A 10044-nucleotide genomic window follows, 5' to 3' on the forward strand; every position below is an offset into this window, starting at 1 on the left:
TGACGCATTGTTACGCATTGGTCAGTATGCTGCGGCGCAAAACAGGGGTCTGAAAATACTATGCCCATCGGTGAATTTGGCGGTGCCCCGCCACTAGCGGCGGAAGGCAGCCCGGCACTCACGACGCCGTTGTACTGGATGTACGAGATGGCGCATGCGTCGCTCAATCCGGTGCGCGCGGTAACCGACGCCACCAAGATCCTGTTTCAGAACCCGCTCAATCCGTGGACTCACACCGAGTTCGGCAAGTCGATCGCCGCCGGTTGTGAGCTGTTCGAGCGCACCACGCGCCGCTACGGCAAGCCGGAATGGAACCTGCCGACGACCGAGGTCAACGGCATCCGCACTCCGGTCGAGGTCCGTTCGATCTGGGAAAAGCCGTTCTGCCGCCTGCTGCATTTCGATCGCAAGCTGACGCGCCCGCTGCGCTCGCCGCAGCCGCGCGTGCTGATCGTGGCGCCGATGTCGGGTCACTATGCGACGCTGCTCCGCGGCACAGTCGAGGCGTTCCTGCCGACCCATGAGGTCTACATCACCGACTGGGCCGACGCGCGCATGGTGCCGCTCGCGGCTGGCCGGTTCGATCTCGAGGACTATGTCGACTACCTGATCGAGATGCTGCACGCGCTCGGCGGCAATATGCATGTCATCGCGGTGTGCCAGCCTTCGGTGCCTGTCGTGGCAGCGGTTTCGGTGATGGAAGCCAACAACGATCCGTTCGTGCCGCTGTCGATGACGCTGATGGGCGGGCCGATCGACACCAGGCGCAATCCGACCGCGGTCAACAACCTCGCCGAAGAGCGCGGCATCGAGTGGTTCCGCAACAATGTCATCACCAAGGTGCCGTTCCCGCATCCGGGCGTGATGCGTGACGTCTATCCGGGCTTCCTGCAGCTCAATGGCTTCATCAGCATGAACCTCGACCGGCACATGGATGCGCACAAGGCGCTGTTCGCCAATCTGGTCAAGGGTGACGGCGATCTCGTCGACAAGCACCGCGAATTCTATGACGAGTATCTCGCGGTGATGGATCTCACCGCCGAATATTACCTGCAGACCGTCGACCTCGTCTTCGTCAAGCACGCGCTGCCGAAGGGCGAGATGACCCATCGCGGCAAGCCGGTTGATCCGTCGAAGATCCGCCGCGTCGCGCTGATGACGGTCGAAGGCGAGAAGGACGACATCTCAGGTCTTGGCCAAACCGAGGCGACGCACGCGCTCTGCACCGCGATCCCGAACCATCGCCGCGTGCATTACGTGCAAAAGGGCGTTGGGCACTATGGCGTGTTCAACGGCTCGCGTTTCCGCTCCGAAATCGTGCCGCGGATCTCCGATTTCATGGTTTCGGCGGCCAATACGCGACTTTCGCTGGTCGCCGCCGCCGAATAGGTATCGCCCCGGCCGCGATTTTCGCGGTCGCGCAAGTCGCTGATTTAACTAAAAGAATCCCAAATCGGGCAAGGCCAAAAGGGTGAATGTAATTTCATTCTTTGGGCCTTTTTCGTAACCTTGATTCATCGGAAAAATTCCGGTTCCAGCCCCTGCCTGTAGAGGTCAATTAACGTCCGACCCCTGTATATTGGGCAAATGATTTGTTTTTGCGCCGAGCGCTTTCCCTGGCGGCGGATATGGCAAAGTTCGGGCGAACTCCTGCTCCCCGGACTCTCAGAAATGGCTACTCGCGCGCTCCTCTATCGGCGGCCTGCCGAACCCGCGACCGTATTGGTCAGACACGGCTCCCAGTTCTTCACCGTCAGGTTGCGCCGGCATAGGCGCGCGCGCCGCTACACACTCAGGATACATCCAACCGATCGTGAAGCGATCCTGACGATGCCGCCGCGCGGCACGATTCCGGAAGCCAAGGAGTTCGCCAATCTCCATGGCGGCTGGATCGCCGCCCGTCTTGGCCGCTTGCCGAAGGCCGCGCCGTTCCAGCCCGGCACCGTGGTGCCGTTGCGCGGCGTGCCGCATCGCCTGGTGCACCGCTCGGGCGAGCGCGGCACGGTGTGGACCGAGACGCGCGACAGCGGCGAGAGGATCATTTGCGTCGCCGGCGGCGTCGAGTACATGGATCGCCGCGTGCACGACTTCCTCAAGCGCGAGGCGCGCAAGGACCTGCAGAAGGCGGCGCAGCTTCACGCCGCGGAACTCGGCGTGCGGGTACGCCGGATCTCGATCCGCGATCAGTCCAGCCGCTGGGGCTCGTGTACTTCGGCGGGTTCGCTGTCGTTCTCATGGCGGCTGATCCTGGCGCCGCCCTTCGTGCTCGATTACCTCGCCGCGCATGAGGTCGCCCATCTCGTCGAGATGAACCACTCGGCGCGGTTCTGGCGGGTGGTCGACAAGGTCTGCGCGTCGGTAACGCGCGCCAAGAACTGGCTCGACACCTACGGCAACGACCTGCACCGCTACGGGATCCAGGAGTAGGGCGCGCTGTTCGCCCCGAACGTTGCTGTCATCGTCCGCGAAAGCGGGCGATGCAGTATTCCAGAGGCGTTTGTCTTCAATCCAGGGGCTGAGGCGTACTGAATCCCCCGCCTTCGCGGGGGATGAGGGCTTGAGTGCGTAGCCCGGATGGAGCGTAAGCGTAATCCGGGGCAGCTTTCATCGATGGCGTGACTGGTCCCGGATTACGCTTCGCTTCATCAGGGCTACGGAGCAACGCGATCCGTCCGCCTACCGACTTCTACCGAAACAACCGATCCGCCAGCCAGCCGTCCAGTCCGGCCGCAGCCTCGGGCCGCGCGTTCGGGTTGGGTGGCGCCGAGGCGCGGGCCGGCGTCGGCGGTGGCGGGCGATAGTAACCGCCGGATGGTACCGGCGCGGGCGGTTGCGATGCCTGCATCGGTGGCTGAATCTGCATCGGTCCCGCCGGCGCTGACGGCGCGGTGACCTGTGACGAGATCTGCATCAGGTTCGCCGGCCCCCAGCTGCCTTGCGAGTTCGGGATCGCCGCGACCGGCACGCCCTGATGCGCCGCCTTCATGAAGCGGGTCCACACTTCGACCGGCAAGCCGCCGCCGGTCGCCTTCTTGGTCGGTGAATTGTCGTCATTGCCGAGCCAGACGCCGGTGACGAGCTTGGCGGTGTAGCCGATGAACCAGGCGTCGCGATAATCCTGGCTGGTGCCGGTCTTGCCGGCGGCTGTCCAGCCCGGGATTTCCGCCTTGCGCGCGGTGCCCGAGATCAGCGTCTCGCGCATCATGCTGTTCATCATCGAATCGTAGCGCGGCTCGATCACCTGGTTGGGCGGATCGGTCGGACGGTCATAGAGCAGCTTGCCCGAACTGGTCTTGATCTTGGTCACCACATGCGGCGAGATGGCGTAGCCGCCATTGGCGAACGGCGCATAGGCGCCGACCAGCTCGATCACCGAGACTTCCGAGGTGCCGAGCGCGATCGAGACGTTGGGCTCGAGCTTGGAGGAGATGCCGAGCCGGTGCGCGGTGCGCACCACATTCTTGGCGCCGACCTCGACGCCGAGCCGCACCGCGACCGTGTTCAGCGACATTGCCAGCGCCTGGGTCAATGTCACCGAGCCGAAATATTCGTGGGTGTAGTTCTCCGGCTTCCAGCCCTTGATGTCGAGCGGCGCGTCGGTGCGGATGGTGTCCGGTGTCAGTCCTGCTTCGACCGCGGTGAGATAGACGAACGGCTTGAACGCCGAGCCCGGCTGCCGCTTCGCGGTGACCGCGCGATTGTACTGGCTCTCCGAGTAGTTCCGGCCGCCGACCATGGCGCGCACCGCGCCGTCCGGTGTCATCGCCACCAGCGCGCCCTGGCTGACATTGAACTTCACGCTTTTGGCGGCGAGCTCATCGATGATGGCGGCTTCGGCGACATTCTGCAGCTTCGGATCGATCGTGGTCTGCACCACGATGTCCTGGTCGATCTGGCCGACCAGATCGTCGAGCACTTCGCCGATCCAGTCGGCGACATAGTTCACGGTGCCGGCGCCGGCCGGCTTCACCGCAATCGAGGGCTGACCGATCGAGGCCTTGGCCTGCGCCTCGGTGATGAACTTGGCATCGGCCATCGCCGCCAGCACGACCTGCGCGCGCTGCTCGGCGCCTTCAGGGTTGCGATTTGGTGCCAGCCGCGACGGCGACTTGACAAGGCCGGCCAGCATCGCGGCTTCCGGCAGCGTCACGTTCTTCGCCGACTTGCCGAAATAGCGCTGCGCGGCGGCCTCGACGCCATAGGCGCCGGACCCGAAATAGACCCGGTTGAGGTAGAGCTCGAGGATCTCGTTCTTGGAATGCTTGCGCTCCAGCCAGAGCGCGAGCTCGGCTTCCTGCAGCTTGCGCTGCATGGTGCGCTCCTGGGTCAGGAAGAGGTTCTTGGCGAGCTGCTGGGTCAGCGTCGAGCCGCCCTGCGAGACGCCGCGGTGCAGGAGGTTGGTCACCGCCGCGCGCAGGATGCCAACCGGGTCGACGCCGTAATGCGAATAGAAGCGGCGGTCCTCGATCGCGATGAAGGCCTTCGGCAGATAGGGCGGCAGATCCTTCAACGCGATATTGGCGCCGGCCATTTCGCCGCGCTGCGCCAGCACGCTGCCGTCGATGCCGACGATCTGGATCGTCGGCGGACGCTTGGGAATCTCCAGCGACTGGATCGGCGGCAGATGCGCGCCGACCCACACCACGACACCGATCACCGCAATGCCGGCCCACAGGCCGAGCACCGCGGTCCAATAGAACAGGCGGCCGATGCCAAAGCCCCGCGACTTGCTGCGCCGCTTGCTGCCGCTGCGCGACGGGCGCGGTTTCTCGCTACCGGAATCGCTGCTCTTGTCGCTGCTCTTGGGTTTGGATTTGGCGGGCTTGTCGTCGCCGCCTCCGGGAATGCGATCGGACGGCGACAGCCGAAGGTCGGCAAGCGCGGCCGGAAGCCCGAACAGCGGCTCCTTGCGCGCACCGCCTTTTTTCCGTCCCCACGCCATCCGCAACGCTCACACCCTGACAGGGACGCACGCTAGCGTTCCCGGTTTAAGGGGCGGTTACGCAAAGCTTAACGGGGCATTAGGAGGTGAGGCAGCGCGTGCTACATAAGGAGCATGATCAGGAAAAGTGGGCACCGGTTTTCCCTCGCGACAAACGCGGAGCGTTTGCGCGGAGATCATGCTCAAACAGGATGGAAGAGCGCGATAGAGCGATCGCGCTAGGGAACAAGAAACGAAGGAGCACCGCATGGGCCATATCGATCCGACCAAGGACGTTTTCGCGCAGTTCCGGGACAACAACCGGCCGGGCCCGATCCACATGCTCAACCTGGTGCGCCTGCGCGAATGGGCCGCCTATCCCGACGGCCGCAAGGCCACCGGCGCGGAGGCTTATGCGGCGTATGGCCGCGAGAGCGGGCCGGTGTTCGAACGGCTCGGCGGCCGCATCGTCTGGCAAGGCCGCTTCGAGCTGATGCTGATCGGACCGCAGGAGGAGCGCTGGGATCACTGCTTCATCGCGGAATATCCAAGCGTCGCCGCCTTCGTCGAGATGATCCGCGATCCGGTCTATCGCGAGGCGGTGAAGCACCGCCAGGCCGCGGTGGACGATTCCCGCCTGATCCGCCATGCCGTGCTGCCGGTGGGGAAGAATTTCGGCGAGATTCCGAAGTAGGCGCGTAAAAATCGATGGGTCGCGGCGATCTCCATCCCCGTCATGCTGAGGTGCGAGCGGAACGAGCCTCGAAGCATGCACGGCCCCGCTGGTGGCCGTCGACCCTTCGAGACGCGCCTCGCGCTCCCCAGGGTGACGGTGATAGGACATCCCCGCAAACAAATCGGCGGCCTGGAGGCCGCCGATTGCATTTCAAACCTGCGCGAACCGACTAGCCGGCCGGGCCGGCGTCCTCGAGGATCGGGCCGAACAGCTCCCAGCGCTCGCCGTTGAAGCGCATCATCTGCAGCTGCTTGTTGACGCGATAGTCGTTCGGCGCGGTGTTGCCCTTGATGCCGGGCAGCGCCATGTCGAGCTCGACATTCTTCAGGTTGGTCGCCTGCTTCAGCACGTTGTCGCGGGTCAGGTCGTCGCCGCACTGCTTCAGCACATGCACCATCAACTGGGCGGTCGAGTAGCCATAGGTGTTGAAGTTCGAGTTCTTGTCGCCGTCGGGATAGTATTTGGCCATGAAGTCGAAATAGCGCTTCATGCCCGGATCGTCCTTCCACTGCGGATCGGCCGGATCCTTGCCGTAATTGGTGCTGATCAGGCCCTTGGAGGCTTCCAGGCCCGCCGGCTGCAGCACGGCGCCGACCGAGGTCGCGTTGATGTCGACGATGTGGATCGGGTGCCAGCCGAGCTCGGCGATCTTCTTGATCGCCTGCGCCGCCTGCTTCGGCGTCGAGGCCGAGAAGAACAGGTCGGCGCCGGCGTCCTTGATCTTGATCACCTGGGAATCGATGGTCGGGTCGGAGACCTCGTAGGAGGCTTCGCCCACGATCATCTTGGCGGCCTTGTCGCCGAGCCCGGCCTTGATGCCGTTCAGATAATCCTTGCCGAGGTCGTCGTTCTGATAGAGCACGCCGATCTTGGCGTTGGGGTGCTCCTTCAGGATGTACTGGCCGTAGATGCGGCCTTCGACGAAGTAGTTCGGGTTGAAGCCGAGCGTCCAGGGGAAGTTCTTCGGGTCGGTGAACTTCGAGGCGCCGGTGGCGGCAAACAGCTGCGGCACCTTCTTGGCGTTGAGATATTTCTGCACGGCGGCGTTCGACGGCGTGCCGACGATCTGGAAGGTCAAGAGCACCTCGTCGCTCTCGACGAGCTTGCGAACCTGCTCGACGGCCTTGGGCGGCGAATACGCGTCGTCATACTGGATCAGGTTGATCTTGCGGCCGTTGATGCCGCCCTGATCGTTGATCATCTTGAAGTAGGCCGCCTGGGTCTTGCCGATCGAGGCATAGGCGGAGGCCGGTCCGGAGAAGGGGACGGTCTGGCCGATCTTGATCTCGGTGTCGCTCGCGCCCGGATCGTACTTCTTCTGCGCAAAGGCCGACGTTGCTGACAGCGCGATCGCGAGCGCCGTTCCCGTGACCAGGTGGAAAATCCCGTTCCTCATAGTGCTGTTTCCCTCACGTGACTGATGGTTGGCCGATGATCTTGTCCGCGGGTTCAAGGTCCCGCGGTCGCCATCGCTGGGCCGGGATAGTGGAGGAACCGTTATTGCAACGCAAGACGAGCGCTGCCGAAAAGGTGAGCGATTTCAGTCAACCAAAGTAGGGGGCGTTGCGAAAAGGTGGGTGGAGCGGCGCGAAGGTGGGGGCCCGCTTTACCTCGCCCCCGCCTGCGGGGAGAGGTCGCATCGCATCGAAGATGCGATGCGGGTGAGGGGGAGTCTCCGCGGGGGCAGCTAATGCAGCGGTGCGCGGAAGCAGCCCCTCACCCCGACCCTCTCCCCGTAAGAACGGGGAGAGTGAGTGAAGTCTCGTCCCGACCGCGGCTAGCCCGCCGGTCCGGTGTCCTCGATGATCGGGCCGAACAGCTCCCAGCGCTCGCCGTTGAACTTCATCATCTGCATCTGCTTGTTGATGCGGTAGTCGTTCGGCCCCGTCGTGATCGACATGCCCGGCAGCGCGAGGCTCGGCACGAACTTCTTCAGGCTGGTCACCTGCTTCATCAGGTTCTCGCGGGTGAGGTCGTCGCCGCACTGCTTGAGCACCTGGATCAGGAGCTCGGCCGTCGAGTAGCCGTAGGTGTTGACGGTGTTGAGCTTGTCGCCTTCCGGATAATACTTGTCCATGAAGGCGAAATAGGCCTTCACGCCGGGATCGTCCTTCCATTGCGGGTCGGCGGGGTCCTTGCCGTAATTGGTCGAGATGATGCCCTTGGAGATGTCGAGACCGGCCGGCTTCAGCGTCGCCGACACCGGGCTCGCATTGATGTCGAGGATGTGCACCGGGCTCCAGTTGAGATCGGCGATCTTGCGGATCGCCTGCGCGGCGAATTTTGGTGTCGAGGCGTCATAGACCAAATCGACCCCGGCGGCCTTCAGCTTCACGATCTGGGAATCGACCGTCGGGTCGGTCAGCTCGTAGGACACCTCGGTGACGATCATGCTGGCGGCCTTGTCGCCGAGCCCGCTCTTCAGGCCGGTGATGTAGTCGCGGCCGAGATCGTCGTTCTGGTAGAAGATGCCGATCTTGGCGTTGGGGTGATTGGCCAGGATGTATTTGGCGTAGATGCGTCCCTCGGACTGGTAGTTCGGGTTGAACGCGATCGTCCACGGCGCGTTCTGCGGGTCGGAGAAGCGCGAGGCGCCGGTGGAGGCGAGCAGCTGCGGCACCTTCCTGGCATTCAGATATTTCTGCACGGCGGCATTTGACGGCGTGCCGATGATCTGGAACGTGAACAGCACCTCGTCGCCCTCGACAAGCTTGCGCACCTGCTCGACCGCTTTCGGCGGCGAATAAGCGTCGTCATACTGGATCAGGTTCAGCTTGCGGCCGTTGATGCCGCCCTGATCGTTGATCATCTTCATGTAGGCCGCCTGGGTCTTGCCGATGCCGGCATAGGCGGATGCGGGGCCGGAGAACGGCACAGTCTGGCCGATCTTGATCTCGGTGTCGGTCGCGCCGATGTCGTATTTCTTCTGCGCGGTGGCCGATGTAACCGACAACGCGATCGCAAGCGCCGTCGCAGCGAGCAATTGCACGCTTCTCATGTCCGTGACCTCCCTGTTGCCGGTGATCTTGTCCGCAAGCTCAGGCCGGCGGATGTCACCGTTGCACGGGATGATGGAGGAACGGCTGGGCCATTGCAAGACGATGCACCCTGCGCGCGATGTCGCGTTTGAGCATGGTCCGGAAAACTGTGAAGCGGTTTCCGAGCGGATCATGCTCAAGAAAACAAAAGCGCGCCCGCGCTTTAGGCCAGCCAGAGCTGGATCAGCGCCAACGCAGCGGGAGCCGCCTGCACATAAAGAATGCGGCGGCTGACGGTGGCGGCGCCATAGGCACCGGCGACGATCACGCAGAGCAGGAAGAATGTCTTGATCTGGAACGCGAAGGCCGGATTGCCATGTACGAGGCCCCAGATCAGTCCGGCGGCGAGGAAGCCGTTATAGAGCCCCTGATTGGCGGCGAGCACCGCGGAATCGTTTGCCTTCTCGATCGAGTTGCGAAACGTCTTCAGCCCGAGCGGCTTGGTCCAGAGAAACATCTCGAGCACAAGGAAATAGACGTGCAGCATGGCCACCACCGCGACCAGAACATTGCCAAGCAACAACATATTGCGGCCCCCCAAAGCTTCGGTTCTGATTGAATCAGAATCGAAGCTCAAGATTCTTGTTTTGGCGCGTTTTCTTCACGCGAACCGGTCTCCGCTTCGCTCGAAAAACGCTCTACCCAGAATTCGGGTGGACGCTAGCATGCGGGCGGTGAATTGTATGCTGGCCGATCTGCTTGCCCGAGATATGACAATGGCCGACCGCAGGACTCCACAGACCTTCAACCTCGACCGCCTCAAGACCCCGATCGGCACCGCGCTGCTGGTGACCGATGACGACGGCGTGCTGCGCGCGCTCGACTGGGACGATTATGAAGGGCGCATGCTCGACCTGCTGCGGCTGCATTATGGCGCCGTGACGCTGCGGGACGGCCACGCGCCGGCTGCGATGCGCAAGGCGCTCGGCGATTACTTCAAGGGCGATCTCGATCGTCTCACCGATGTCGAATGGCGCGTCGCCGGCACGCCGTTCCAGCAGAAGGTCTGGCACGCGCTGCCGAACATTCCGCACGGCACCACCATGAGCTACGGCGCGCTGGCGGCGAAACTGAACGCGCCGAATGCGATGCGCGCGGTCGGCCATGCCAACGGCTCCAACCCGATCAGCGTCGTCGTGCCATGTCATCGCCTGATCGGCGCCAACGGCTCACTGGTCAAATATGGCGGCGGGCTGGAGCGCAAGCGCTGGCTGCTACGCCACGAGGGCGTGGAGGTCTAGTCTTACTGAGTCAGAAAGCCGCGATCTGGAGGGTTGAGAATCGCATATTAAGGGAGATTCAACGTGGTCGAGGAGGCCGAGATGGATCGCCGAGGGAGAGGAACCAGC

8 protein-coding genes are annotated in these 10044 nt (G+C 63.3%); 4 read left to right on the forward strand and 4 right to left on the reverse strand.

Translation table 11 applies throughout. From position 1 onward, the window contains the following. Positions 1 to 60: 60 nt before the first annotated feature. Both ACZBJS_RS26815 and ACZBJS_RS26820 read left to right on the forward strand, forming a co-directional pair. On the forward strand, positions 61 to 1389 hold the full coding sequence (locus ACZBJS_RS26815) for a polyhydroxyalkanoate depolymerase (protein WP_028341465.1): 1329 nt from the start codon (positions 61 to 63) through the stop codon (positions 1387 to 1389). A 198-nt stretch (positions 1390 to 1587) separates the two neighbouring features. Beyond that, entirely contained in the window at positions 1588 to 2427 is an 840-nt protein-coding gene (locus tag ACZBJS_RS26820) for a M48 family metallopeptidase (protein WP_076824634.1), read from the forward strand. A gap of 259 nt (positions 2428 to 2686) precedes the next feature. On the opposite strand, the gene ACZBJS_RS26825 is transcribed toward ACZBJS_RS26820, so the two are convergent. Continuing rightward, positions 2687 to 4942 carry a transglycosylase domain-containing protein gene (locus ACZBJS_RS26825; RefSeq protein ID WP_316395259.1) on the reverse strand — a complete coding sequence of 752 codons (2256 nt, stop codon included), beginning with the start codon at positions 4940 to 4942 and terminating at the stop codon, positions 2687 to 2689. Between the two features lie 247 nt (positions 4943 to 5189). On the opposite strand from ACZBJS_RS26825, the gene ACZBJS_RS26830 reads away from it, so the two are divergent. Then, positions 5190 to 5615, forward strand: coding sequence for a DUF1330 domain-containing protein (locus ACZBJS_RS26830; protein WP_016845520.1), 426 nt, complete (start codon positions 5190 to 5192; stop codon positions 5613 to 5615). A 211-nt stretch (positions 5616 to 5826) separates the two neighbouring features. Here the strand turns inward: ACZBJS_RS26830 and ACZBJS_RS26835 are convergent, their stop codons facing one another. The 3 genes from ACZBJS_RS26835 to ACZBJS_RS26845 all read right to left on the reverse strand — a co-directional run bounded on the left by ACZBJS_RS26835 (position 5827) and on the right by ACZBJS_RS26845 (position 9221). Then, positions 5827 to 7053 carry an ABC transporter substrate-binding protein gene (locus tag ACZBJS_RS26835; protein WP_316395260.1) on the reverse strand — a complete coding sequence of 409 codons (1227 nt, stop codon included), beginning with the start codon at positions 7051 to 7053 and terminating at the stop codon, positions 5827 to 5829. A gap of 381 nt (positions 7054 to 7434) precedes the next feature. Next, positions 7435 to 8655: an ABC transporter substrate-binding protein gene (locus ACZBJS_RS26840; RefSeq protein WP_316395261.1), complete on the reverse strand. Its 1221-nt coding sequence runs from the start codon at positions 8653 to 8655 to the stop codon at positions 7435 to 7437. A gap of 203 nt (positions 8656 to 8858) precedes the next feature. Then, positions 8859 to 9221: a DUF1304 domain-containing protein gene (locus tag ACZBJS_RS26845; protein ID WP_083714868.1), complete on the reverse strand. Its 363-nt coding sequence runs from the start codon at positions 9219 to 9221 to the stop codon at positions 8859 to 8861. A gap of 190 nt (positions 9222 to 9411) precedes the next feature. Between ACZBJS_RS26845 and ACZBJS_RS26850 the strand changes: the two genes are divergently transcribed. Next, the gene (locus ACZBJS_RS26850) at positions 9412 to 9936 is read left to right on the forward strand and encodes a methylated-DNA--[protein]-cysteine S-methyltransferase (protein ID WP_210262929.1); all 525 of its coding nucleotides are present in this window, start codon (positions 9412 to 9414) and stop codon (positions 9934 to 9936) included. Positions 9937 to 10044: the final 108 nt, after the last annotated feature.

The organism is Bradyrhizobium sp. KZN70725 (assembly GCF_055264925.1).